The 23,842-nt window shown below is 46.7% G+C and carries 26 protein-coding genes and 1 riboswitch; of the genes, 4 read left to right on the forward strand and 22 right to left on the reverse strand.

Features of this window, described 5'->3' with window-relative positions; translation table 11 throughout:
• Positions 1-9 precede the first annotated feature (9 nt).
• Both NYE38_RS11210 and NYE38_RS11215 read right to left on the reverse strand, forming a co-directional pair.
• Positions 10-1,500: an ATP-dependent DNA helicase RecQ gene (locus NYE38_RS11210; RefSeq protein WP_017418052.1), complete on the reverse strand. Its 1,491-nt coding sequence runs from the start codon at positions 1,498-1,500 to the stop codon at positions 10-12.
• Positions 1,493-2,551: a helix-turn-helix domain-containing protein gene (locus NYE38_RS11215; RefSeq protein ID WP_017418053.1), complete on the reverse strand. Its 1,059-nt coding sequence runs from the start codon at positions 2,549-2,551 to the stop codon at positions 1,493-1,495. The genes NYE38_RS11210 and NYE38_RS11215 overlap by 8 nt, the downstream gene beginning before the upstream one ends.
• Before the next feature lie 268 nt (positions 2,552-2,819).
• Between NYE38_RS11215 and NYE38_RS11220 the strand changes: the two genes are divergently transcribed.
• Positions 2,820-3,068 carry a ferredoxin gene (locus tag NYE38_RS11220; protein WP_003153403.1) on the forward strand — a complete coding sequence of 83 codons (249 nt, stop codon included), beginning with the start codon at positions 2,820-2,822 and terminating at the stop codon, positions 3,066-3,068.
• A 135-nt stretch (positions 3,069-3,203) separates the two neighbouring features.
• Here NYE38_RS11220 and NYE38_RS11225 read toward each other — a convergent pair whose 3' ends face one another.
• Positions 3,204-3,776 carry an ECF transporter S component gene (locus NYE38_RS11225; protein ID WP_003153402.1) on the reverse strand — a complete coding sequence of 191 codons (573 nt, stop codon included), beginning with the start codon at positions 3,774-3,776 and terminating at the stop codon, positions 3,204-3,206.
• Positions 3,777-3,922: 146 nt separating this feature from the next.
• Positions 3,923-4,057: riboswitch (FMN riboswitch) on the reverse strand.
• Positions 4,058-4,264: 207 nt separating this feature from the next.
• Between NYE38_RS11225 and serA the strand changes: the two genes are divergently transcribed.
• Entirely contained in the window at positions 4,265-5,842 is a 1,578-nt protein-coding gene (gene serA / locus NYE38_RS11230; protein ID WP_017418054.1) for a phosphoglycerate dehydrogenase, read from the forward strand.
• A gap of 46 nt (positions 5,843-5,888) precedes the next feature.
• Here the strand turns inward: serA and NYE38_RS11235 are convergent, their stop codons facing one another.
• From NYE38_RS11235 to NYE38_RS11300, 14 genes are all read right to left on the reverse strand, one after another.
• Positions 5,889-6,953 (reverse strand): hypothetical protein, encoded by a 1,065-nt coding sequence (locus NYE38_RS11235; protein ID WP_063636685.1) that lies wholly within the window; start codon positions 6,951-6,953, stop codon positions 5,889-5,891.
• Entirely contained in the window at positions 6,928-7,512 is a 585-nt protein-coding gene (sigX, locus tag NYE38_RS11240) for an RNA polymerase sigma factor SigX (protein WP_340802534.1), read from the reverse strand. Before sigX ends, NYE38_RS11235 begins: the two co-directional genes overlap by 26 nt.
• Positions 7,513-7,702: 190 nt before the next feature.
• Complete coding sequence (locus NYE38_RS11245) at positions 7,703-9,484, reverse strand: ATP-binding protein (protein WP_007409435.1); 1,782 nt, start codon at positions 9,482-9,484, stop codon at positions 7,703-7,705.
• Complete coding sequence (gene resD / locus NYE38_RS11250) at positions 9,481-10,203, reverse strand: DNA-binding response regulator ResD (protein WP_003153397.1); 723 nt, start codon at positions 10,201-10,203, stop codon at positions 9,481-9,483. Before resD ends, NYE38_RS11245 begins: the two co-directional genes overlap by 4 nt.
• An 81-nt stretch (positions 10,204-10,284) precedes the next feature.
• Positions 10,285-11,460, reverse strand: a complete 1,176-nt coding sequence (gene ccsB, locus NYE38_RS11255; protein WP_003153395.1) for a c-type cytochrome biogenesis protein CcsB — start codon at positions 11,458-11,460, stop codon at positions 10,285-10,287.
• Positions 11,461-11,478: 18 nt separating this feature from the next.
• Complete coding sequence (locus NYE38_RS11260; RefSeq protein WP_025649803.1) at positions 11,479-13,107, reverse strand: cytochrome c biogenesis protein ResB; 1,629 nt, start codon at positions 13,105-13,107, stop codon at positions 11,479-11,481.
• A complete protein-coding gene (locus NYE38_RS11265; protein WP_017418058.1) occupies positions 13,104-13,643 on the reverse strand; it encodes a thiol-disulfide oxidoreductase ResA in 540 nt (179 codons plus the stop codon). Before NYE38_RS11265 ends, NYE38_RS11260 begins: the two co-directional genes overlap by 4 nt.
• A gap of 84 nt (positions 13,644-13,727) precedes the next feature.
• A complete protein-coding gene (rluB, locus tag NYE38_RS11270) occupies positions 13,728-14,462 on the reverse strand; it encodes a 23S rRNA pseudouridine(2605) synthase RluB (RefSeq protein WP_007612296.1) in 735 nt (244 codons plus the stop codon).
• 93 nt (positions 14,463-14,555) lie between these two features.
• Entirely contained in the window at positions 14,556-15,092 is a 537-nt protein-coding gene (gene spmB / locus NYE38_RS11275; protein WP_025649804.1) for a spore maturation protein SpmB, read from the reverse strand.
• A 4-nt stretch (positions 15,093-15,096) separates the two neighbouring features.
• Entirely contained in the window at positions 15,097-15,687 is a 591-nt protein-coding gene (locus NYE38_RS11280; RefSeq protein ID WP_003153385.1) for a nucleoside recognition domain-containing protein, read from the reverse strand.
• Positions 15,675-16,826, reverse strand: a complete 1,152-nt coding sequence (locus NYE38_RS11285; protein WP_025649806.1) for a D-alanyl-D-alanine carboxypeptidase family protein — start codon at positions 16,824-16,826, stop codon at positions 15,675-15,677. The genes NYE38_RS11280 and NYE38_RS11285 overlap by 13 nt, the downstream gene beginning before the upstream one ends.
• 112 nt (positions 16,827-16,938) lie before the next feature.
• Positions 16,939-17,424, reverse strand: coding sequence for a DUF3907 family protein (locus tag NYE38_RS11290; RefSeq protein ID WP_017418059.1), 486 nt, complete (start codon positions 17,422-17,424; stop codon positions 16,939-16,941).
• A gap of 89 nt (positions 17,425-17,513) precedes the next feature.
• Entirely contained in the window at positions 17,514-18,107 is a 594-nt protein-coding gene (scpB, locus tag NYE38_RS11295; RefSeq protein WP_017418060.1) for an SMC-Scp complex subunit ScpB, read from the reverse strand.
• The gene (locus NYE38_RS11300) at positions 18,097-18,852 is read right to left on the reverse strand and encodes a segregation/condensation protein A (RefSeq protein WP_017418061.1); all 756 of its coding nucleotides are present in this window, start codon (positions 18,850-18,852) and stop codon (positions 18,097-18,099) included. Before NYE38_RS11300 ends, scpB begins: the two co-directional genes overlap by 11 nt.
• Positions 18,853-19,059: 207 nt before the next feature.
• On the opposite strand from NYE38_RS11300, the gene NYE38_RS11305 reads away from it, so the two are divergent.
• On the forward strand, positions 19,060-19,149 hold the full coding sequence (locus NYE38_RS11305) for a YjcZ family sporulation protein (protein WP_003153376.1): 90 nt from the start codon (positions 19,060-19,062) through the stop codon (positions 19,147-19,149).
• Positions 19,150-19,236: 87 nt separating this feature from the next.
• Positions 19,237-19,758 carry a DUF309 domain-containing protein gene (locus NYE38_RS11310; protein ID WP_021494254.1) on the forward strand — a complete coding sequence of 174 codons (522 nt, stop codon included), beginning with the start codon at positions 19,237-19,239 and terminating at the stop codon, positions 19,756-19,758.
• Between the two features lie 65 nt (positions 19,759-19,823).
• Here NYE38_RS11310 and ribT read toward each other — a convergent pair whose 3' ends face one another.
• The 5 genes from ribT to ribD all read right to left on the reverse strand — a co-directional run bounded on the left by ribT (position 19,824) and on the right by ribD (position 23,766).
• Complete coding sequence (ribT, locus tag NYE38_RS11315) at positions 19,824-20,198, reverse strand: GNAT family N-acetyltransferase RibT (protein ID WP_003153373.1); 375 nt, start codon at positions 20,196-20,198, stop codon at positions 19,824-19,826.
• A gap of 116 nt (positions 20,199-20,314) precedes the next feature.
• Complete coding sequence (gene ribE, locus NYE38_RS11320; protein ID WP_003153372.1) at positions 20,315-20,779, reverse strand: 6,7-dimethyl-8-ribityllumazine synthase; 465 nt, start codon at positions 20,777-20,779, stop codon at positions 20,315-20,317.
• Between the two features lie 32 nt (positions 20,780-20,811).
• Positions 20,812-22,008, reverse strand: a complete 1,197-nt coding sequence (locus NYE38_RS11325; RefSeq protein ID WP_003153371.1) for a bifunctional 3,4-dihydroxy-2-butanone-4-phosphate synthase/GTP cyclohydrolase II — start codon at positions 22,006-22,008, stop codon at positions 20,812-20,814.
• A gap of 14 nt (positions 22,009-22,022) precedes the next feature.
• Positions 22,023-22,670, reverse strand: a complete 648-nt coding sequence (ribE, locus tag NYE38_RS11330) for a riboflavin synthase (protein WP_029973636.1) — start codon at positions 22,668-22,670, stop codon at positions 22,023-22,025.
• Positions 22,651-23,766 carry a bifunctional diaminohydroxyphosphoribosylaminopyrimidine deaminase/5-amino-6-(5-phosphoribosylamino)uracil reductase RibD gene (ribD, locus tag NYE38_RS11335; RefSeq protein WP_326116921.1) on the reverse strand — a complete coding sequence of 372 codons (1,116 nt, stop codon included), beginning with the start codon at positions 23,764-23,766 and terminating at the stop codon, positions 22,651-22,653. Before ribD ends, ribE (NYE38_RS11330) begins: the two co-directional genes overlap by 20 nt.
• Between the last annotated feature and the right edge of the window lie 76 nt (positions 23,767-23,842).

Consider the following 23,842-nt stretch of genomic DNA (forward strand, 5'->3'; position numbering starts at 1 on the left):
TTTGCCGTCTCAGCTGAACTCACCCGCAGACTCTGAACCGAAAATCCGGCCTAATTCCAGCTTCCAATCTTCAAACCGTTCCATGTTTTTACGTTCTCCTTTTTGCTCGTACGGAGCCAGATCAAGTCCGCAGCTGCTGCAGCATTGTCCGGTTTGACCTTCAGGCTCATACGGTTCATCAAAATAAGACAGCAGCGCTTCTCTTATACATTCTTTCCGCTCTAATAACGCCGAAAAACGATTCATTTTACGCAGCTTCTTTTCCACGCGGTATGTCAGTTCTTCCTGCAGCTGCTCTTTTGTGGTTTTTCCTTGCAGATACAGATGGACGGCCGTTCGCGCCTGTGTTTCCTGGACGCCCTTATTGATCAGAACGTCCCGAAGCTTTCGCTCATCACCCGTACCGGCATCCCGTATGACGGCCAGAATGGCTCCCAGGTCATAATCAGACAGGCTTTCCGTCTGAATAATCTGCTGCTGAAGCTCGGTATCGCCGGGCGCCCTCAGCAAAATACTGACACTCGGGCTGCCGTCGCGTCCCGCTCTGCCGATTTCCTGCATAAAGGCCTCGGCCGTTTGGGGAGGATAAAAGTGAATGACAAAGCGGATATCTGACTTATCCACACCCATGCCGAACGCATTGGTGCAGCAGATGCAATCAAGCTGGTTATGGATAAATTGCTGCTGGATCAAGATTCTGTCCCCTGTATCCATTCCGCCGTGATAATAATCCGTCCGCTTTCCCGTTTTTTCATTCAGCTCAGCCGCAAGCTCTTCCGCCCATTTTCTGGTCGGACAATATATGATACCCGGGCCTTCAAGCTTTTCGGCAAGCTCCGTGAGCCTGCTTATTTTCTCGGCATTATCCGCCAAATGTTCTGCCGCCAGGAGAATATTCGGCCGGTTGACTGAATAAAGATGACGCACCGCATGCTCAAGTCCGAGCACATCCGTCACGTCTCTGAGCGTTTCTTTTGTCGCTGTTGCGGTCAGCGCCAATACAGGCGGCTTTCCGAGTGCCTGCCTGAAAGGCCCGAGCTTCGAATAATCAGGCCTGAAATCATGTCCCCATTCTGATATGCAATGAGCCTCATCAATAACAAATAAACTGACCGGGACATTTTTCAAACGGTTCAGCACATAAGGTGAAGAAAGGGCTTCGGGAGACATATAGAGAAATTTATACCGGCTGATGTTGCTGAGAATAAAATGCCGCTCTGCGGAATTCAGCATGCTGTTTAATGCCGCAACCCGCTTTTCCCCTTTCGCTTTCAGCTGCTGCACCTGATCTTCCATTAATGAAAGAAGCGGTGAAATAATCAGCACCAGCCCGTCCATCATGTAACCCGGGAGCTGATAGCATAATGATTTTCCCCCGCCGGTCGGAAGCATGGCGATCGTATCTTTTTTTTGGAGCACGCTAGTCATAATCTCTTCCTGCCCTTTTTTAAAGGAATGCAAACCAAAATACCTGGATAAAGCTTTATGCAGCTCAGTCATGCTGATTCACCGTCTTTGCCAGCGCCAGCCTGATCTGAAAATAGCTGAAGCGCATCTGCATTCCTTCGCGAATCCGTTTAATTTTATTCGTTTGATGCTGTTTTGCAAATGCCGTTATCATACGCTGTTCCTCTTCAGAAAGATACTGTTCTATAAAAAATGCAGGCTGGTGCAATGATATTTCTACGATATGATCTTCGATTGTGGCGGTTTTTAAATTTCTGACCGCGGCGATCCGTTCAATCGGAAACCCTTTTTCCAACAGCTCAAAGGTTTTTCTGGCAGACTGTGTCAGCGCGCTTTCCGCCTGCAGATCGGACAGCAGCTCGCGCAGAGCGGGATATGCACATTGCGGAAGCGATTGAATAACATAATGTACCGCTCCCCAAAACTGGACGGACACATACCATTCATCTTCGTTCAGCTGGAGAGCGAGCTGCTTATTCGTTTTGCCGATTCTGTTGAATGAAGTTAAAGAATAGACAAAAATAAGCGCCTGCCGTTCACTTACGCCTTGCAGAAGCTGAAACAGCGCGTCATGCATTTGGACGGAAAGCTCTTTAGCATCTCTGTTTTTCCGCATGAACCGTTTGATCCATCTCAGCGTCTGCACATCGTTGGTAACCGGGATATATTGACTACATTGATGCTCTTTGTTTGACAGGACTTGAATGAGCAGGGAAAGCCGCCTCCACAGGGTGCCAGCAGGCGTTTGATAATTCGCGCCGTGGCAGTCCTTCGGCCAAGGCCGCTCGGCAAACGCCCGTTCAAGCCTTTGAACGCCGCGCGCAGTCACTTTCCACGTTCCCTCTTCTTTTCCGGCTGTAATGTATGAGTTCTCGGTGAGTTTATGCAAAGAAGCCGTAATATCGCCGCGTTCACACTGTGAAGCCATGCCGAAATATTTAGCGATCTGAAATAAGCCGGCATCCTGAATGGTTTGAGACGACTTTTTTCCTTTTAATAAATGAAACACAGCACTCGGAGTCCGTTCGCCGTCTATTTTGTCCAGACAGTCGAGAACCACGGTATCAAAGTAGTTTATCGCCAATCTAAACACACCTACATTTCTTCTGTGACAAGTTTCGTTTTTTGGTTCTTTTTATTTTAACAGATTTTCATATAAATTTGACGTTTAAAGTCATCTTTTAGGGGGAAGTGCTAAAGAGAATCCCTTATGTGATAAGCATTCTCAATCATTTTTCTGTTGAAATTTGACACTAACATCATTACAATAAGTAAGAGGAATAGGTGTTATATTTAAAAATATATAAGGTAAACCATTTGTTCCAACACGAACAATCTGGGAGGTTTTATTCATGGCAAAGTACACAATTGTAGATAAAGATACGTGTATTGCATGCGGCGCCTGCGGAGCTGCGGCACCAGACATTTATGATTATGATGATGAAGGCATTGCGTTCGTTACGCTTGACGAAAATAAAGGCGTCGTCGAAGTTCCGGAAGTTCTGGAAGAAGATATGATTGACGCATTTGAAGGATGCCCTACTGATTCAATCAAAGTTGCGGATGAACCGTTCGAAGGCGACCCGCTGAAATACGAATAAAAAAGCCCTCCCCGTGAGAGGAGCTTTTTCGTCCTGAATAAGACTCCGGCTGTTATCGGCCGGAGTCTTATTTTTTGCGATCAGCATAAACAAAAAAGCGTCCGGCTGTTTTCACAGAGCGGACGCTTTAAGCCTTTATTGTGTTTGGATGCTGCGTTTTTGTTCAATCCAAGGTTTCAGCTTCGTAAAGATGAACGTAAAGACGATGGTGATGATAATGCCTTTTACAATGTTAAACGGCAGAATTCCTGCGACAACCGCCGTTTTTAACTGGCTGTTTGACAGTGCCGGTGAATGTAAAAACCAAGTATACGCGGGCAGGATAAGAATATAGTTCAAAATACTCATCAGCACGGTCATCGCCGCGGTTCCGGCCAGAAGGCTCACCGCAAGACCTTTTGCAGAATTGAGCTTTTTAAACATAAACGCTGTCGGCAGAATAAACAGCGTTCCCGCGATAAAATTGGCTGCCTGCCCGACAGGCACGCCGGCCATGCTTCCTTGAATGATATACTGCAGAATATTTTTAATCGCTTCAACCGCAATCCCCGCCGCAGGCCCGTAAACCAAAATGGCGATAATTGCAGGAACGTCACTGAAATCAATTTTCAAGTAATCCGGCAGACCCGGAAACGGGAAATTTAACAGCATAAGCACAAAAGCAATACTGCTAAGCATACTGATGACAACTAATTTTTTTACTTTCACAATGCTCTCTCCTTTTCGATCAAATCTCTCGAAAAGTGGAAAGGTTCTTTGCGCCCCAATAAAAAAACCGCTTTTGTTAAAAAGCGGGAGCTTACTAAGGATTGGCAAAGAAACGTTTGATATAAGCATCAAAACGTCTGCTGAACCTCCATCTTCTCCCATCCAGACTATACTGTCGGCTCCGGAATCTCACCGGATCCTGCCGCCGAAGCAGCTCGCGGGCTTAGAGCATGATGCTCATCACCGCCGGTAGGGAATTTCACCCTGCCCCGAAGATTGATCTTATGAATTTATTCACATTATATATGATCAAATTGCAATTGTATAGAGAACTGCTCAAATTTAAATAAAATATTGGGGAAGCCCCATTTTCAGCTGATTCCGCGGTTTCCTTTTCTCCTTTACTGCGTCAATACACATTGACACTCTATTGAGAATATGATAAATTATCAGATATTTAGTCAGCTAAACTAGGAGGAAATCTAACAATGTTTCGAGTTTTGGTCTCAGATAAGATGAGCAATGACGGCTTAAAGCCGCTGATGGAATCAGACTTTATAGAAATTGTTCAAAAAAACGTCGCGGATGCAGAAGATGAATTACATACCTTTGATGCCCTGTTAGTCCGCAGTGCCACGAAAGTAACCGAAGATTTGTTTAAAAAAATGACTTCTTTAAAAATCGTCGGCAGAGCCGGTGTCGGCGTAGACAACATCGACATCGATGAGGCCACAAAACATGGAGTTATCGTGATAAACGCGCCGAATGGAAACACCATTTCAACGGCAGAGCATACATTCGCGATGATTTCTTCATTAATGAGACACATTCCGCAAGCCAATATCTCAGTAAAATCAAGAGAATGGAACCGGACGGCTTTTGTCGGGGCGGAGCTCTACGGAAAGACTTTAGGCATTGTCGGTCTGGGCCGGATCGGAAGCGAGATTGCCCAGCGCGCCAGAGCGTTCGGTATGACGGTTCATGTATTCGATCCTTTCTTAACCGAAGAGAGAGCCGGCAAAATCGGCGTAAACAGCCGGACATTCGAAGAAGTGCTTGAAAGCGCGGATATCATTACCGTCCACACGCCTTTAACAAAGGAAACAAAAGGACTGCTTAACAGAGAAACCATTGCCAAAACGAAAAAAGGCGTCCGCCTTATCAACTGCGCAAGAGGCGGAATTATTGATGAAGCTGCGCTTTTGGAAGCGCTGGAAAGCGGCCATGTCGCAGGCGCTGCCCTTGACGTGTTTGAAGTGGAACCGCCAGTTGAATCAAAGCTTCCCGACCATCCGCTGGTGATCGCCACACCTCACTTAGGCGCTTCAACGAAAGAAGCACAGCTGAATGTCGCGGCACAGGTTTCTGAAGAAGTGCTGCAGTTTGCAAAAGGTCTGCCTGTCATGTCAGCGATCAATCTGCCTGCGATGACGAAAGATGAATTCAAAAAAATCCAGCCTTATCACCAAATTGCCGATAAAATCGGAAGTCTCGTGTCACAATGTATGAAGGAACCCGTCAAAGATGTTGCGATTCAATATGAAGGCACCATCGCCAAACTTGAAACATCATTTATTACAAAAAGCCTGCTGTCCGGTTTCTTAAAACCGCGTGTAGACTCAACGGTCAATGAAGTGAACGCCGGCGGTGTAGCAAAAGAACGCGGAATCAGCTTCAGCGAGAAGATTTCCTCCAATGAATCAGGATATGATAACTGCATCAGCGTAAAAGTAACCGGAGACCGGAGCACATTTACGTTAACGGCTACGTATATCCCTCACTTCGGTGAACGAATCGTTGAACTGAACGGCTTTAATATTGACTTAAATCCTGCCGGCCACCTCGTTTATATCCAGCACCAGGATACGACTGGTGTAATCGGACGCGTCGGACGCATCCTCGGCGATAACGATATCAATATCGCTACCATGCAGGTAGGCCGTAAAGAAAAAGGCGGAGAAGCCATTATGATGCTTTCTTTTGATAAACATTTAGATGATAAAGTCGTCAATGAGCTGACTTCAGTTCAGGATATTGTTTCCGTTAAACTGATTGACCTTCCGTAACCAACAAAAAACCCAAAACATTCATATGTTTTGGGTTTTTTTACGTTTAATGGCTTGGAAGCGGATTAGGCGCGGCAGGCACAGCGATAGGTTTTGTCACATCATAATTACCGATTTTCTTTGTATGCGCATGTGTGAACAGCACCTCAGAATAACCGAATTCCTTCGCAGTTAACAGAAGCCCTTCGATCATTAAAATCCCTTCCAGCGAATCTTCAACCGTATGTTTTTCGGACAATTGAATCCGCAGCTGCTCGCCGTCTTCCCTTTCCGATACCGATGCAATCGCATCTGCTTCTATAATGCTCGCGGTCTGTGAGCCTCCGTCTGTTGTCTTCATCCCGTCAATAGCCTGATATACTGAATAATAGGTTTGTTCAGACGGGATGAGATACTCTTGTCCCAGACTGTCGCTGTAAGAAAAATACGCCCGGTTTGTCTGTTTATGTACGGACATCTCAGCGGAAATGCCATAAGATTTATAAAAATCCTGTCCGGCTCCGTTTTGAACCTTTTTCAATTTAATCCGCTCGTAAGGACTCCATGTCAAAGTCTCTTTCAGCATCTTTTTCAATAAGTCAGCATCGGCAACTGATTCGATAGAAAGCCGTCCGTTTACCTGCACAAGCAAATCCTTCTTATCCGCCGTTACCTGCACACCGTCCAAAAGGTTCGGCACAGACAGGAAGGATTCGGGCACTTCTAGGTTTTCCGCTTCGGATAAAGCCTCTGAAACCGATTCATCCGGCTTCTTTTTTTCAAAACTGACCGGAATGACGGCGGATGTTTCTGAATCGGCAAATGCCAAAGTAATGTAATTGTTTTTGTTTTGGTTTGAGACGACGAACGTCTTCTGATCCGGCGGCTTGACAGAAGCTGACTGACTGGCTTTTTCAGTCTGGCGGCTGTCAGCGGTCAGATCACCGGAAGATTTGTTTGTCATCAGGTGAGGAGATATAATCAGAGCGATGCACAATGCGCAGACGCCGGCTGCGGCGGGGCCGATCCAGCTTCGGGCCGGCTTTTTCCTGTACGGTTTACCCGTTTCAATATTCCGGTAAATGGCCTCGGGTGAACGATGATCTCTAACCGCCGGAAGTTGTCTTAACAACTCCTCTACTCTTTCTTCGTTCCAATATGACTTCATCATCCATTAGCTCCTCCCTCAAAAGCTCCATCTGTTTCCGAAGTATTTTGAGCCCTCTGTGTTGGGTCGTTTTGACTTTGCTTTCCGAGAAGCGGAGAGCGGCGGCTGTTTCCTGAATGGAATATCCCTGAATAAATCTCAAGATAATAACAGCTCTTTGATCAATGGTGCAATGATCAAGCGCGGTATAAATTTCCCGGACGTTTTCATGCTGTACGGCGAGTTCGTCCGGAAGCAAATGCTGATCTCTGACATCTTGTGTATCCCAATCAAACGTACCCATAATACGCTGTCTGAGCGTCTGCTGCTTGCGGAACCAGTCAATCGCCACATGGCGTGCGATGGACAACAGCCATGTTTTTTCACTGCTTCTTCCTTCAAATGTATGATAGGAATTCAAGACGCGGATATACACTTCCTGCGCCAAATCTTCAGCCTGCGACTTATCTTTTACCATATAAAATAAAAATTGATATAAATCTTGATGGTATGCATCATATAATATCTGAAAGGTTTCTTCCATGGGAAACCCCTCCGTTCACTTTTTTGTCGTAAAAATGCGTTGAAAAGTTACATTACAACTATATTACGAGAAACTGGAATTTGGAAGGGAATTTATATTAACATATTCTTAAATTTTTAAAGGAGAAACAAATAAAAAACACCCGCAGAACATGCGGGTGTTTCGTATGGAACAAGATTGTTCGTCAATTTCAGACGTCATCCTGCACTTTTGTCGGAATATAAAATGTAAACGTCGTCCCTTTGTCGATGCTGCTGTGAACCGCAATTGAGCCGCCGTGGGCTTCCACGATATTTTTTACGATGGCGAGCCCGAGCCCGGTCCCCGCCCTGCCTCTTGTTCTTGCTTTGTCCGCTTTATAAAAACGTTCAAAAATAAAAGGCAGGTCCTCTTCCGGTATTCCCGAGCCGGAATCTTTGATATCGATTTTCAGTCCGTCTTTTACGGTCTGAGCCGCGATATGAACGCTTCCGCCTGACTCCGTGTGGCGCAGCGCATTATCTATAAGGTTGGTAAACACCTGTTCCATTTTATCTTCGTCAAAGACACACTCCGGCTGAGACACCGAGATGTCTTCTGTGAGCGAAACGCCTTTTTCCTTCGCTACCCCGGAAAATTTGCGGGAGATCTTCTCCAGAAATTCATGCAGGTTTACCGTTTCATAGTGCAGGCCCGTATGTCCGGATTCCATTCTGGCCAAATCCAGCAAATCATTGACGAGCCGGCCCATGCGAAGAGATTCATCATAAATGATCTGCGCGATTTCTTTTTTCTCCTCTTCGGTGCTTGCAATGTCGTCCACTATTGCTTCGCTGTATCCCTGCAGCATAGAAATCGGGGTTCTGAGCTCATGACTGACATTGGCAATGAAGTCTTCACGCAATTTATCGAGCCTGCGCTCTTCGGTCATATCACGGAGCACGGCCACGGCGCCGCGGACGTGTGATTCCGCATAAAGAGGCGACATCAATAAAACCCATGACCTTCCTTGAAGCGTCATTTCAATCATTTGCTCTTTTTCCGTGTTCACTGCATTTTGAAATAGCTCTTTTGCTTCAGGGGGAAGGTTGTCTCCTTCTTTAATGTTCATGTTCTGCTCATAATACCATGCCTGCAGAAAACGTTCGGCCGGCGGGTTGGTCACCAAAATGGTGCCGTCGATATTAATGGTAATGACACCGTCTGCCATACTGCTTAAAATATTGGACAGCTGTTCTTTTTCCTGATTCAGCGCGTTAATATGGAAATTGAGCTGCCGTCCCATCTGATTAAAGGCAATAGCCAGTTCCCCGATTTCATCTTGGGTCAGAATCGGAATTTTTGTATCAAACTTTCCTTTCGCCAAGTCTTGGGCGCCTTCCCGCATTTTCCGAAGGGGATATGTCACCCTGCTGGATAAAAAGAACGCGAAAAACGTTGTCAGGACGATGGCAATGCCCGCCGCAAGAAAAATATAGCGGGTTGTATGTTTCGTCGTATCTTTGACGGCAAGCAGCGATTGGGATAAAAAGACCATGCCTTTTTTGCCGTCTTTTTCATACGGCACTCCGACGATCAGCCGTTCGTTATCCGAACCGGCATTGTTGGGCACCGCACGTTTGCTTACTTTTTTGCGGTCTGTCAGCGCCTTGTGCAGATCCCGGTCATGTTTGATCTGCTCTAATGTAATAGAGGATAAATGATTATCGTCATTGGGCGAATACCAGACATGCTTATCATCCTGAATGATCGCGATGCTCGTTAAATTGTCCGCCAGTTCCCACGTGATGGATCTGGCAAGCGGCTGGTCTTCATGATTTTCTATTATGACCGCAATTTTATCGGCAAGCTGCGTTAAATCTTTTTCCGCTTCTTCAACGTGGTAATTTTCTATAAATTCCAGAAGCAGCACCGTTAAAATAAATAAAACAATTAACACGAGTGAAAGAATGGTAAACCAAAGCTTACCTACTACGCTTTTCCAAAACTTCATTCAGCGCCTACCTCAAATTTGTATCCGACTCCCCATACGGTGACGATTTTTTTCGCCGCTCCCGGGGATACTTTATTTAATTTTTCACGGAGCCGTTTGACATGGGTGTCCACCGTTCTGAGGTCTCCGAAAAATTCATACTGCCACACTTCTTTTAAAAGCTTTTCCCTGTCGTACACTTTGTCCGGTGTTTTCGCCAGGAAGTACAGCAGTTCATATTCCTTCGGCGTCAGGCTCACCTCTGTGCCGTCGGCAGTCACCCTGTGAGCATCGTGATCAATAGATAGATGCGAAAAGACGAGCACATTTTTTGTCGGGGTATTGGCTGTCAGATAAGATGTTTGGGAAGCCCTTCTTAAAAGCGCCTTTACCCGAAGCACCACTTCTCTCGGGCTGAAAGGCTTGACGATATAATCGTCCGTACCCGCTTCAAACCCCTGGACGCGGTTGGCTTCTTCCCCTTTTGCCGTCAGCATGATAATCGGCGTCGCTTTTTTTTCTCTGAGCTGCCGGCATACTTCGATTCCGTCCGTTCCCGGCATCATTAAATCCAAGAGCACCAGATCATAATCTGATGCCAGCCCCATTTTAATGGCCTCGTCGCCGTTTTCCGCTTCTTCAATCACATAGTTTTCCCGTTCAAGGTACATTCTTAAAAGGCGTCGAATTCTGGCTTCATCATCTACTACTAATATTTTAGTTTCATTTGTTTGATCCATCGTTTTCCCCCTGCTTTCCTTCTGTTACTTTCATTTTAACAAACTGTGCGGCAGCTTGAGAACTGTATCGGCTTTTTGCATCTATGCGTACGAATGAAGTCCGGCAAGCACGAGATTCACAAAAATCAAGTTAAACATAATAATGGCGAAGCCGATGACGGCAAGCCACGCGGACTTTTCGCCATGCCAGCCTCTTGACAGCCGCAAGTGCAAATACGCTGCGTAAAATAAAAAGGTGATCAGCGCCCATACTTCCTTCGGGTCCCAGCCCCAAAAACGCGTCCATGCAAGCTGCGCCCAAATCATCGCAAACACAAGCGCGCCGAGTGTGAATACCGGAAAACCGATAGAAACAGCGCGGTAGCCGACTTCATCGACCAAGTCCAGATTCACATTTTTGACGAGCGGGCTGATAAGAGCGCTGATTCTCTTTCTGAATATCAGCCTGAGCGCACCGTATAAAACGAGACCTGCGCCAAACGACCAGATCACCGTATTGACCTTTCTGCCTGAAAAAATGGCCGGAAGCTCAATAAGCGGCTTCATTGCGCCTTCCGTAAGCAGTTCTCCGTCATGCGGGCCGACAAGCGCAGGCATATCATATATCATGACGCTTTTGGCCTCTTTTTTATCCACCCAATTAAATTCAGCTTTGTAGTCAGCCAGCCGGAATGCCGACGTGACGGCGATAAATGCCACGGTCGTCACGAGTATAAACATGATGACTTCAAGCCAGAACGTTTTTTTGCCCGGTCTGGATTGGTCGACATGCTTTAACAGGAAAATGACGCCGGCTACAAAACTGATCGCAAGAATCGCCTGCCCGAGCGCCGCCGTTGTGACGTGAATGTACAGCCAATTGCTCTGCAGTGACGGAATAAGCGGCGTGATGTCTGTCGGAAACATGCTTGCATATGCGATAAGCAAAAGCGCGATAGACAATGTGAACATGCCTAATGAAGGCAGTCTGTAAATAAAGTAAATAATAATAAAAGCGAGAACAAGCATCATGCCGAATGACGTCGTAAATTCAAACATATTGCTGACAGGCGCATGTCCGCTTGCCGACCATCTCGCAATGAAGTAGCCGAGATGACAAAGAAATCCGAAAATGGTTAACGTGATTCCGATAGCCGACCAGCGGCCCTTACCGTCCTTAGCACCTTTTGTTCCCCGGATGGCGCCGCCGAAAACCGGGACGGCAATTAAATAAATCAAAAAGGCAGCATAAAGAAAATTTGCGCTCAGCTCCGCCATGACACCACTCCTTTTTCACTAGGTCTGATTTTTGGCCAATTCTTTTTGATCGGCCGGCTCTTGAATCCCGGTCCCGCTAAGAACAAATTCGATATCTTTTTTCAGACCGAACCAGTTTTTGTTCGTATGTCCCGCCACAAGCACTTCATGATCACCTGTTTTGATCCAGATCCTTCTGTGCTGCCAGTACATTCCTTGAATGACGCCGATCATAAAGATCGCGCCGCCGACGGCAAGCACCCATAAGGTTAAGTCTTTTCTGACGGTGAGTCCTGTAATGTTTTTCGTTTCCACATGGTCGAATTTTAATTTGTACTTGTTACTTTCGGAACCTTCAACAGTCTGCTGAATCGCAACAAAACTTTTCTCCCCTTTCGGCTTGTCAGGAGCCGTGATTTTAAAGACAAAAGCCGGATTGTTAGGAACCTTCGTTTTCGTGCTCGGTTCTCCGTCCTTGTTAAAATAAAAATCAGGAAGATAACTGGCGATCTGCACTTTGTAACCGTTACCAAGATCATAGTCCGTGTCGGGATCAAGAAGATTGATCTTCAGTTTGCCGAATGACTGTTTTGTTTTTTGGTCGATCAGCTGAAATACCATCTGATCGAGCTGGTTTTCTTTATAGTCCACCTGATACACAGAATAGGAGTCAAAGCGCAGCGGTTCATTGACGCGGATATTGTTTTCTTTGACTCTTTTAAGCTTCGGCTTTTCACCGAATACAATGTCGCCTTCCCTCTTGTACAAAACCGCGTCCGTTGTGAAGGATTTGGCGACTTTGCCGTTTCCGGCTCTGTCAATGGCGTCGGCGAATACTTTTTTCTCAGTGTCTTTGTTATATGTCTGCATCGTGAACCGATTGTTTTTTAAGTAATACTTGCCGTCAGTGCCGGGGATCTGGGCGGTTTCGCCTTCACGGACCCAGAGCGTTTCATCGACATACATACCGGGTACAAATCTCAGCATGGCTCCGATCAGAAAAATGATCAGGCCGATATGATTGACGTAGGGCCCCCACCTTGAAAAACGGCCTTTTTCCGCCAGAATGCTTCCCTCTTGTTCTCGCACTCTATAATGCTTTTTTTTCAATCGTGTTCTGAGGCTATCAGCCGCATCCCCGCTCAGCTCGGTTTCTGTCCGGCTGTATAGACGCTGCCTCTTCAAAAAGACCGGATTCCGCCGAACTCCTTGATTTTTCAGTGCCCTGTACAAAGGAATCACCCGATCCAGGCTGCAGATGACCAGTGATATGCCAATGGATGCGATCAGGAGCATATACCACCATGAGCCGTACAGCTGATGAAATCCCAGCAGATAATACAGTTGACCGATTATGCCGTACTGCTGTTCATAATATGTATCCGGCTGGGCGCCCGGCGGCAGATAAGCTTCCTGCGGAAAAACCGTGCCGAAAGCAGACGCCGCCAGAGTAATGACGATCAGCCATATTCCGACTTTTACGGAAGAAAAGAAGTTCCATACCTTATCTACGATTGTTTTGTTATATGTTTGCGAACGCCTTGCGCTGCCGTCGTACCGCATATCCGCAAGCGGCGATTTTTGATCATCAAGCGGCTTCCCGCACGACTCGCACAAAACCGTCCCTGCTGGATTCACGTGCCCGCATTCACATTTGACCTTTTTCATGAAGACGCCTCCGGCTTAATTAAATTCATATAGTCATGAACCATGCGTTCTGTCATCGTGCCGGTCACCACTTTCACAACGTTTCCGTCGGGATTGATCAAAAATGTCGTCGGAATAGGTGATACGCCGTACGCGTCCAGCACTTGCCGGTCAGTATCGAGCGCAACCGGGAAATTGACGCCGTATGTTTTCATAAAATTATGTACTGCAATTTTTGATTCGCCGACATTTACCGCAACCACCTCGACACCGAGGTCTTTAAAATGCTTGTATTGATTCTCCATGTAGGGAAATTCCTTCTTGCACGGCTCGCACCACGTTCCCCAGAAATTCAGAAAAACACCTTTTCCTTTTAACTGACTCAGTTCTATGAGTCTGCCCTCTGTATCTTTCAGCGCGAAATTCGGGGCTTTGGACCCCTCAGATATACGCTCACCGTTTGTGTATACGGCATTATAGATGGTATATCCGAGCGCGCAGAGTAAGATGAGAAGGATGCCGGTCCGAATGAATAAACGCCGCCGTTTTTTGTTCATTGTACACTGCTCCCCTCCCCTGCCTGCAAATCCATTCAATTATATCATCAACACGTTTTGTAATTTTTGAAGGTTATGTGAAAATTAGAAAGCGTTTTTACCGTGTTCAGCTAAAGCCCGCAGCCTTTTCACCTCATGCGGCGACAATTCTCTTGCGTCTCCTGTGCGCAGGCCTCTTAAATCTAAAAATGCGTATTCTTCACGTTTTAGTTTCAGCACGTCATGACCGATCGCCTCGAACATGCGGCGGACCTGTCTGTTCCGGCCTTCATGAATCGTCAGCTGAATGATGCTCGTCTGCTTTCTTTTGTCCAGGGAAAGCATTTTCGCTCTGGCCGGCGCCGTCTTGCCTTCTTCAAGCTGAATGCCGCGCTCAAGCTTTCTCAGAAGTTCCTTGGAAGGAATCCCCTTCACTTTGGCGACGTATGTCTTATCAATTTCGTATTTCGGATGCATGAGTTTGTTGGCAAACTCGCCGTCATTTGTCAGCAATAAAAGTCCGCTCGTATCATAATCAAGCCTGCCGATCGGATAAATGCGCTGCGGCACTTCTTTGAAAAAGTCGGTCACCACTTTCCGCCCTTTGTCGTCATCAGCTGCTGAGATCACTCCTCTCGGTTTATAAAGCAGAAAGTACACGGGTTCTTCCCGCTCCACCTTTAATCCGTTTACTTCAATCTGATCAGAACCGGTCACTTTTACGCCGAGCTCTGTTATTACTTTTCCATTCACCTTTACTTTTCCTTCTTTTATCAGCTCTTCCGCCTTTCTGCGTGATGCCACGCCGGCATGAGCAATAACTTTTTGCAGTCTTTCCATGTCGTTCACCTCAAGTATAATCTTACTTTTTTCCCCTTGAACAAACAAGCTTTTTCAGGGAGAGTTATTCTGATATATAAAAAGCGCCTGATTTCAGGCGCTTCCAAATAATAACGTAACTATGATGATTGATGCAACCACCCCGATCAAATCAGCAAGAAGACCAACCTTTAAAGCATCCCCCATTTTTTTGATGCCGACCGCCCCGAAATACACCGTCAGGACATACAGCGTCGTGTCAGTCGATCCCTGCATGACCGAGGCCAGTCTGCCGATAAATGAATCAGGCCCGTACACGGCGATCAGATCTGTCGTCATGCCGAGCGCCGCCGTTCCCGAAATCGGGCGGATCAGAGCAAGCGGCACAACTTCTGCGGGAATGCCGATCGTTGTAAAGAAAGGCTTGCACAGCCCCATGACAAAATCCAGCGCGCCTGAGGCCCGGAATACGGTAATCGCCACCAGCATCCCGACCAAATACGGAATGATGGAAAACGCAATCTCAATTCCTTCTTTTCCGCCTTCAACGAATGATTCATACGTCGGCACTTTTTTGATCGTGCCGTATATCAATATACCGGCGATAATAATCGGAATCATGGCTAAAGACAGCCAATTCACCATTTCCATTCGCTTACCTCCCTTTTCTTTTGCGGCGGTACCAGAAGTAGCGGTCAATGAAAATCGCGCCGATCCCCGAAATTAAAGTCGCTAGGATGGTCGGCCCGACGATATCGGTCGGTGATTTCGCCGAGTAAGCCATGCGCACGGCAATGACGGTTGTCGGTATCAATGTAATACTCGAAGTATTTACCGCCAAAAAGGTAATCATGGAACGGCTGGCCTCAGACTTACCTCCATTCAGCTTTTTCATCTGCTCCATGGCTTTAATGCCGAGCGGTGTCGCCGCATTTCCCAGTCCGAAAAAGTTTGCCATGAGATTTGATAAGATGTATCCCATCGCCGGATGATCAGGGGGAATATCGGGAAACAGCTTAGAAATAAACGGGCGGCACATTCTGCTGAATATATCCAAAAGGCCGGACTGCTCGGCTATTTTCATCAGGCCGAGCCAGAACACGAGAACGCTCATTAATCCGAACGAGATCGTAACCGCTTCTTTCGCTCCTTTAAAAACGGCTTCATTCACATCCTGCAAGGTACCGTTAAACATCGCAAAGACAAGTCCGATTACCGTCAGACATACCCAGATTAAATTGACCATGACGAACCGCCCGCCGCGCTCATAAACAGGCTCGTAAACGTCTCAATGAAATGCTTTTTCGGTTTTTTATGGCGCTCATTTTCATAATAGACTGGGATCTTGGCGATCACTTTCCCATCATGCATAACAGTCATCCGGCCGACGACATCAGGAATGAGAGAGGCGTCCTTTTTCCAGGCTTTTTTCGGTTTTATTAAGGTTGTGCTGATTTTTACATCGTCGATTTCATCCTCTTTTAACAAATATTTGACATCCCGGGCAATAAAAGCGCGCTTTCCGTAAAACGTCTTTTTCAGCTTCGGAATGCCGCCTTTTTTAGCGACGACATAGGTTTTATAGTGATCAAAGACATAATTAAACATATTCATATGGTCATCCCAGTCATCCGGATCATTTATGGTGACCGCGATGAGATCCGTACCGTCTTTTGAGGCCGTCGAGACGAGCGTCCGTTTCGCGATTTTTGTGTAACCCGTTTTTCCGCCTGTGCTGTAACGGTAGAGCCCAGTCAGAAGCTTGTTTTTATTTTTCCATACCCGGTCCATCGTTTCCGCCTTATACACTTTTGTGCCTGAAACGGTCCGGTATTCCTTGATTTTCATCGCATATTTAGTCAAAAGCGCCATGTCATACGCCGTTGAATATAAATTTTCATGGTCGTCCAGCCCGTGCGGATTTTGAAATTTTGTATTTTTCATCCCGATTTGCTCGGCTTTTTTGTTCATCATAAATACAAAACCGTCAAGGCTTCCGCCGACATATTCCGCTATTGCCGCAGCGGCGTCATTTCCTGATCTCAGCATAAGCCCGTATACGAGATCTTTCAGCTTTACTTTTTGTCCCGGCTGAAGATAAATGGCTGAACCTTCCGTTTTTACGGCATTCGGGGAAACCGTCACGGTCTCTTCCATTTTCCCTGATTCAATCGCCAGCACCGCCGTCATGATTTTCGTAATGCTTGCAATCCGTCGCTTATGATGTTCATCCTTGGCGAATAACACCCGGCCAGATGCTCCGTCGATTATAATCGCGCTTTTTGCGCTGACATGTATTTGGGCATGTGCCGTATTGCCGTCTGTAATGGAAAAAAGAATAACAAAAGTCAAAAGAAATACGGCAGCTTTTTTGAGAAAGCGCATGAATGCTCACGTCCTTGTTGTGGGTTTGTACAAGTTTATGCGCATGTCCATGACTTATGAATACCAATTGCATCACTTTCACATAAAAAAACTCTCCCAAAAGGAAGAGTTTTTATCTGACTGGTGCCATATTTGAGCCTGATGCTTCATATTGCGCCAATTCTTCCCGCATGCGCAGAAATTCACTGCTGAGCGAAAGCAGAAGGCTCCGCAGCGAATCCGGCACTTGCTGGTAGAATTCAATCGCGCTTTGGCCTGTATAAGCGGCGCGGCTGTTTTCGTACCATGTATCCTTTTTCGGCATGAAAAATTCTTCCACGCACTGATGATACACTTTATACAGCGTTTTTTCCGCTCTCACCTCATGAAACGGCTCCTGCATTAAGAGCCGGCGGCAGGCTTCCTGGGCGCCTTCGCAAAAGACGGTCATCCTCCTCAGCACACTGAGCACGTCGCGGCAGTATGCCTCATCCGCCTCTCCTTGAGCCCGCATCTCCGGCAATGTTGTATGATTTAAATAGCTGCTGACCATCGTGACAACCTCGGCTAAAAATTCACCAGTTTCTTCAGTATGGGCCCTCACAATCGAATTTCCCATTTCCGTCCGTTTCCTTCCTCTCTTTTACTTCGTCATTTGCGTCATTCATCAATGGCCTTTCCCTACTATCGTATGATGAAAAACGATTATTATTTAATATCCTCAAAAGTTTGGTTGAAGTTTTCAAAGAATAAATCGGCTTCCTCCTGGAGAACGTCTTCCTCCGCATTTTCAGGAAGCGGCGGGAGCTCCTCCAATGTTTTTAAGCCGAATTGTTCAAGAAATACCGGTGTCGTGCCGTATAAAATCGCCCGGCCGGGACCGTCGGCGCGGCCCACCTCACACAGCAGCGCTTTTGACACGAGGCTGTGCAGAATCCGCTCAGACTTCACGCCCCGGATGTCTTCAATTTCCGCCCGTGTGATCGGCTGCTTGTACGAAACGATCGCCAGCACTTCCAAAGAAGCCTGTGACAGCCCTTTTGACGGCACTTCGATTAGTTTTTTCAAATAAGGCACGAATTCTTTTTTCGTTCCAAGCATATACGTATCCGCATATTCGGTAAGCTCAATGCCCCTGTCATCTTCCTTGTACTGAGCGGCCACTTCTTCCATGATTCCGGTCAGTTCCGCTTCTTCTATTTCAAGCACCGTCACCAATTGCTTTTTGGTCAGCCCTTCATCACCCGCCGCATACAGCAGGGCTTCCACAATCGCTTTCCAATTCACGATATCAAGCGCCATGAATGGATTCACTCCCCGTAATGTATATATCTGAAAAGTTTTCTTCCTGTTCAATAATAATCTGCTGATTTTTCATCAGTTCCAGGACTGCTAAAAACGTCACGACGAGATGGTCCTTTTGCCGAGAAGGAAAAAGCTCCGTGAAGTTTATTCTTCTCCCCGCCGTTTTTAAGCTTTTTACGATTTCGTTCATTCTGTCTTCAATCGGTATTTCCTGTCTTGTAATGGTCGTTTCTTTCGGCCGCGTGATTTTTTTACGCTGAAGCACCTTTTGAAACGCGCCGATCATGTCATAAACGGTCACCGACAGTTTCTGCTCGGTCTGTTTGATTTCTTTTGCATACTCACTTAAATCACTCGGCGGCTTGGTAAATGACTTTTGTCTTTCTTCTTCCCGCTCTTTTAAATCCTTCGCAGCGGTTTTATACTTTCTATACTCAATCAGCTTTTCAATCAGCTCGTCCCGAGGGTCTTCTTCTTCAAGCATTTCGTCTTCAAACAGCTCTTCCTCTTGTTTCGGAAGCAGCATTCTGCTTTTAATGCTGAGAAGCGTCGCCGCCATGACCAGATATTCACTGGCGACATCAAGTTCAAGCTCTTGCATTGTATGTACATATAATAAATATTGTTCAGTAATGGTTGCCACGGGTATGTCGTATATGTCGATTTCAAGACGGTTAATCAGATGAAGCAGCAGGTCCAATGGGCCTTCAAACGCATCAATTTTCACTTGATATTCTACCATTATCTCACCATTTTCAATATCACTCTCATTGCCGGAAAAACTGGCTACCCTTTAGTATAATCCACCGAAATGCTCTCGTCCAATACTTTTATACACGTCCTCCGTTATTTAGAAAATACTGAAAAAGAAGATATACGCCTATACCTTTAAAGGCGGATGCACATATGATAGCCGTGTAAACTTGAAACAAAGGGAGGCTGATTTCACATGAGCGGAGCTTGTTTCGGCGGAGGTTTTGCATTAATTGTCGTTCTGTTTATTTTGCTCGTTGTCGTAGGAGCATCTTACATCTGCTAGTTCCTCAGGCTTCGGACACCAAGCCGCTCTTTTTTCCTTTTCATAACGCTGTGGTACACTGGTTTTAGCATAAAAGGAGGAAGCGGCTTGTATCCTAAAGCTTATATCGGCTTTTTGGCCGAATTTCACGCATCAAGAGATTATTTTGAGTGTCATGAACTGTTAGAGGAATATTGGAAAGAAAGCCCGGCTGAAAAGCGGAGCATTCATTGGGTCGGCCTGATTCAGCTTGCCGTCGCTCTGTATCACCAGCGCAGGGGAAATGAAGCCGGGGCGAAACGGCTGATTGCCAACAGCTTACGTATTCTCCAGTCTGAAAAGCAGGCGGTCTGTTCTCTCGGTCTCAGCCATCCGAAGCTGATTGAGCTGATAGAAACGCTGGCAGACGATATAGAAGCGGGCCAGCCTTATAAAAGTGTTATGCTGCCGATTACAGATGAAGCCCTGAAAGAAGCATGTCTTGCCGAATGCCGCCGAAAGGGCTATACATGGGGGCAAGAAGGCGTATCAGATACCTTTCTTATTCATAAACACCGCCTGCGGGACAGGACGGATGTCATTAAGGAACGCGAACGGGAAATTGAGAGAAGAAAAAAAAGCAGAGGCTGACGGTCAGCCCTGCTTTTTCTATATCAAAACAGCTCCCGAAACCGTGAAGATTCCGGGAGCATTTGTCAGTTATTATATGAGATATCCTGATCTTTTTGATGTTGACAGCGTTCAAAAAAGCTTTGCGTTAATTCATTCGGAACGAGTGCCTCCGTTTTGAACAGACGTTTTAAGGCGTCCATCATTTGCTTTCCGATTCCTTGATGGCGGTGAGAAGGATTCACGCTGATATGCCGGATTTCAACTTCTGAGTCCTTTTTTTCGACTCCGATCGCTCCGACGATATCTTCATCCTCTTTCCAAAGAAAGAGCTGGCGGCCAGTATCCGTTTCATAGTCCTTTATTGTCTGCTGAAGCTGCTTGAGATCTTTTTCATTCGGCATAAATGACAGAAGACCCATCGCAATCTTTTCAAACGATTTTTTATAACGAATTAACATAAAAACCCCTCTATATCCAAAATGTCCATTCATGTCCTATCAAACGGATACATAAAGGCGATCCGTTTCCTCACATTATATCATTTTCGCCGCTGTTTTAAACGCTTTTCAACAAATTATTCAAATGAGCGGTTTAAATTTGCCATTTCAATGGCAGATACTGCGCAATCCGCTCCCTTATTTCCGGCTTTTGTTCCGGCTCGTTCGATGGCCTGCTCAATGGTTTCAGTCGTCACGATGCCGAAGATAACCGGGACGCCCGTCGCCGTTCCCGCCTGGGCGATGCCTTTTGCCGCTTCATTGCAGACATAGTCGTAATGCGTTGTCGCTCCTCTGATAACCGTGCCGAGCGTAATGACGGCATCGTATTTTTTCGTTTCCGCCATTTTCTTTGCCGCAAACGGGATTTCAAACGCTCCCGGCACCCAAGCGACGTCAATGTCGTTTGATTCTACACCGTGGCGAAGCAGCGTGTCTTCCGCTCCGCTTAACAGCTTGCTCGTTATAAATTCATTAAATCTGCCGACGACGATTCCGATTTTAAGTCCTGTTCCTACTAGGTTTCCTTGTATGATATTCATATGTTATCCATCCTTTTTTGTGAGATTTGTTTTTAGAAATGAAGCAGATGTCCAAGTTTTTTCATTTTGGTCTGTAAATACTGTTTGTTATGCTCACTCGCTTCCATTTGAAGCGGCACCCGTTCTGAAATGCTGAGACCGTATCCTTCGAGGCCGGCGATTTTCCGGGGGTTATTGGTTAAAAGTTTCATATGCTGAACCCCTAAGTCGCGGAGAATCTGGGCGCCGATGCCGTAGTTGCGCAGATCAGGCAGAAAGCCGAGCGCTTCGTTCGCTTCAACCGTGTCGTACCCTTGTTCCTGCAATCGGTACGCCTTCAGCTTATTGATTAAACCGATTCCTCTGCCTTCCTGGCGCAAATACAATAGAACGCCGCGGCCTTCTTCAGCAATTTGCGCAAGCGCGGCATGAAGCTGAGGTCCGCAATCACAGCGATGGGATGCAAACACATCGCCCGTCAGGCATTCTGAGTGCACTCTGACAAGAACGGGTTCGCTGTTAAACGGGACATCCCCCATGACAAAGGCGAGATGTTCTTTTCCGTCAACCTCGTTTGTATATCCGTAAACCCTAAACGTGCCGAAGTCAGTCGGCAGCGTAATATCAACTTCTCTGTTCACAAGTGTCGTAATGTTGTAACGGTACTCTATTAAGTCTTTTATCGTAATCATTTTCAGCTGGTGGCGTTCGGCGATTTCGGCTAACTCCGGCACTCTGGCCATTGTGCCGTCTTCATTCATAATTTCACAAATGACGCCCGCTCCCTGAGATCCGCAGGCTTTTGCAAGGTCAACGGCTGCTTCCGTATGGCCGGCCCGCTTCAGGACGCCTCCTTTTTTTGCGATTAAGGGGAAAATGTGGCCCGGACGCTGAAAATCGTCAGACACAGATTCTTCGTTCAACAGCGCCTGAATGGTAAAGGATCGTTCCTGCGCGCTGATGCCCGTTTTTGTCAGCCTGTGGTCAATACTGACCGTAAACGCGGTCTCATGTGAGTCCGTATTATGATCGACCATCGGGTGAAGATCCAGCCGGCCGGCGATGTCTTCAGACAGCGGCGTGCAGATCAGGCCTCTCCCATGGGTCGCCATAAAATTAACCACTTCCGGCGTGGCATGCTCAGCCAGCGCTACGAAATCTCCTTCGTTTTCTCTGTCTTCATCATCGACAACAATGATGACTTCACCTTTTTTCAGCGCCTCTAACGCCTCTTCTATCGGATGAAACATATCGATCTTCCTTTCTAAAAGCCGTTCTCGCTTAAAAAGGCTTCCGTGATAGTTTGATTGCTTTTCGTTTGTTCTGTTTTGTGCAAAAAGCGGTATAAGTATTTACCGATCATGTCACACTCAATATTTACGGTCGATCCGACTGTTTTCGTCTGAAAAATCGTTTCTGAGATGGTATGCGGAATGATGGATACCGTCACGCTTTCGTCTGATAGACCGAAAATCGTCAGGCTCACGCCGTCTACCGTAATTGAACCTTTCAATACGAGCGTTTTTGTCAATTCCGGCGAAAGTTTTAAATCGTAATAGACCGCGTTGCTTTTTTTCTCGATCCGCGTAATTTCCGCCGTTCCGTCCACATGCCCTGATACAAAGTGGCCGCCGAACCGTCCGTTGGCGGACATCGCTCTTTCCAGGTTTACTTTACTGCCTTTTGACAAGCCGTTCAGCGAAGTGGCTTTCACTGTTTCCGGCATGACATCAACCGTAAATTGATTGTCAGAAAATCCGGTTACGGTCAGGCAGATGCCGTTTACCGCAATGCTGTCGCCAAGCTTCACATCACTTGTCACTTTTGAAGCGGCGATGGTTAATGCCATGGGAAGGCCTGTCTTTTTGATTGCTTGGATCGTGCCTGTTTCTTCAACGATTCCTGTAAACATCGTCACCATCCTTTCCATCTTTATGTATGGCCGTCAGTTTTATATCCGGCCCGATTTGGGTGATTTGTGTGAATTGTAAATGGGGGACATCTTTCATTGATTGAAAACCTTCACCGGAGATCAAGCTGGGAGCAAGCGTTCCTCCGATTAATTTAGGGGCGAAATAGAAATGAAGCTCTTGAAAACAGCCTTCCTTGATAAAACTTCCGTGTACGGATGCTCCGCCTTCCACATAAACGGACATTATGCCGTTTTCAGCGAGAATGCTGAGCACCTCAGGGACGTGAATGCGGTCTGTTTCCAGCGGAATAACTTTTATTCCGAGTGCGGTCAGCCGGTCTTTCTTTTGCACGTCTGCATCTTTGGCCGTAAATATCCATGTCGGCGCAGCGCCGTCAGTGAGCACATTTGCCGTTTCAGGAATGGTCAGCTTTGTATCGAGAATCACTCTGACCGGCTGCTTCACTGCATCAGGAAGCCTGCAGGTCAGGCTCGGATTATCGGCTTTGACTGTGCCTGCTCCGACAAGAATGCTTTGATGCGATTTCCTGTATTGCTGGGCATCAAGCCTTGCCGCCTCTGATGTAATCCATTTGCTGTCACCGGTTTCAGTCGCTGTTTTCCCGTCAAGGCTCGCAGCCGCTTTCAAGGTGACATACGGAAGTCCGGTCCGCATGAAGTGAAGAAACATTTTATTCAGCTCTTCTGCCTGCTGCCTGAGAAGTCCGGTTTTCACTTCGATGCCCGCTGCTTCCAGCATTCCGATGCCTTTTCCGGCTACAAGCGGATTCGGATCTTTCACAGCAATGAACACCCTTTTTATCCCCGACTTTATTATCAGTTCGGCGCATGGCGGTGTTTTTCCGTAATGGCTGCAAGGCTCCAGCGTCACATACAAATCGGCGCCTTTTGCGTGTCTGCCGGCCATATGAATCGCGTGAACCTCGGCATGCGCTTCTCCGTATTGCAAATGGGCGCCCATTCCGACGACCTGTCCGTTTTTGACGACGACAGCGCCGACAAGAGGATTGGACTGTGTCTGTCCTTCACCGCGTCTGGCAAGTTCTATTGCCGTATTCATATAATATTCTTCCATCGTTATCCCTCCCTTCTTCCACGCAATTTGGCGTCAAAAAAGCCCCGAATGTTTACACAGTTCGGGGCTTTGCCAG

Source organism: Bacillus sp. EU63, from assembly GCF_038592915.1.
In the GTDB taxonomy this organism is placed as follows: Bacteria; Bacillota; Bacilli; order Bacillales; family Bacillaceae; genus Bacillus; species Bacillus velezensis.

Excerpts from the sequence above, each read along its gene's own strand:
- sigX (WP_340802534.1), bottom strand. The coding sequence starts at position 7,512 with ATGGAAGAAACCTTTCAGATATTATATGATGCATACCATCAAGATTTA.
- NYE38_RS11260 (WP_025649803.1), bottom strand. The coding sequence starts at position 13,107 with ATGAAAAAGGTCAAATGTGAATGCGGGCACGTGAATCCAGCAGGGACG.
- ribE (WP_029973636.1), bottom strand. The coding sequence starts at position 22,670 with ATGTTTACAGGAATCGTTGAAGAAACAGGCACGATCCAAGCAATCAAA.
- NYE38_RS11280 (WP_003153385.1), bottom strand. The coding sequence starts at position 15,687 with ATGGTCAATTTAATCTGGGTATGTCTGACGGTAATCGGACTTGTCTTT.
- ribT (WP_003153373.1), bottom strand. The coding sequence starts at position 20,198 with ATGTTAATTCGTTATAAAAAATCGTTTGAAAAGATTGCGATGGGTCTT.
- NYE38_RS11290 (WP_017418059.1), bottom strand. The coding sequence starts at position 17,424 with ATGGGAAATTCGATTGTGAGGGCCCATACTGAAGAAACTGGTGAATTT.
- NYE38_RS11305 (WP_003153376.1), top strand. The coding sequence starts at position 19,060 with ATGAGCGGAGCTTGTTTCGGCGGAGGTTTTGCATTAATTGTCGTTCTG.
- NYE38_RS11300 (WP_017418061.1), bottom strand. The coding sequence starts at position 18,852 with ATGGTAGAATATCAAGTGAAAATTGATGCGTTTGAAGGCCCATTGGAC.
- resD (WP_003153397.1), bottom strand. The coding sequence starts at position 10,203 with ATGGATCAAACAAATGAAACTAAAATATTAGTAGTAGATGATGAAGCC.
- NYE38_RS11325 (WP_003153371.1), bottom strand. The coding sequence starts at position 22,008 with ATGTTTCATCCGATAGAAGAGGCGTTAGAGGCGCTGAAAAAAGGTGAA.
- serA (WP_017418054.1), top strand. The coding sequence starts at position 4,265 with ATGTTTCGAGTTTTGGTCTCAGATAAGATGAGCAATGACGGCTTAAAG.
- NYE38_RS11265 (WP_017418058.1), bottom strand. The coding sequence starts at position 13,643 with ATGAACAAAAAACGGCGGCGTTTATTCATTCGGACCGGCATCCTTCTC.
- NYE38_RS11220 (WP_003153403.1), top strand. The coding sequence starts at position 2,820 with ATGGCAAAGTACACAATTGTAGATAAAGATACGTGTATTGCATGCGGC.
- ccsB (WP_003153395.1), bottom strand. The coding sequence starts at position 11,460 with ATGGCGGAGCTGAGCGCAAATTTTCTTTATGCTGCCTTTTTGATTTAT.
- ribE (WP_003153372.1), bottom strand. The coding sequence starts at position 20,779 with ATGAATATCATACAAGGAAACCTAGTAGGAACAGGACTTAAAATCGGA.
- scpB (WP_017418060.1), bottom strand. The coding sequence starts at position 18,107 with ATGGCGCTTGATATCGTGAATTGGAAAGCGATTGTGGAAGCCCTGCTG.
- ribD (WP_326116921.1), bottom strand. The coding sequence starts at position 23,766 with ATGGAAGAATATTATATGAATACGGCAATAGAACTTGCCAGACGCGGT.
- spmB (WP_025649804.1), bottom strand. The coding sequence starts at position 15,092 with ATGGAAATGGTGAATTGGCTGTCTTTAGCCATGATTCCGATTATTATC.
- NYE38_RS11210 (WP_017418052.1), bottom strand. The coding sequence starts at position 1,500 with ATGACTGAGCTGCATAAAGCTTTATCCAGGTATTTTGGTTTGCATTCC.
- NYE38_RS11245 (WP_007409435.1), bottom strand. The coding sequence starts at position 9,484 with ATGAAGTTTTGGAAAAGCGTAGTAGGTAAGCTTTGGTTTACCATTCTT.
- rluB (WP_007612296.1), bottom strand. The coding sequence starts at position 14,462 with ATGGAAAGACTGCAAAAAGTTATTGCTCATGCCGGCGTGGCATCACGC.
- NYE38_RS11285 (WP_025649806.1), bottom strand. The coding sequence starts at position 16,826 with ATGCGCTTTCTCAAAAAAGCTGCCGTATTTCTTTTGACTTTTGTTATT.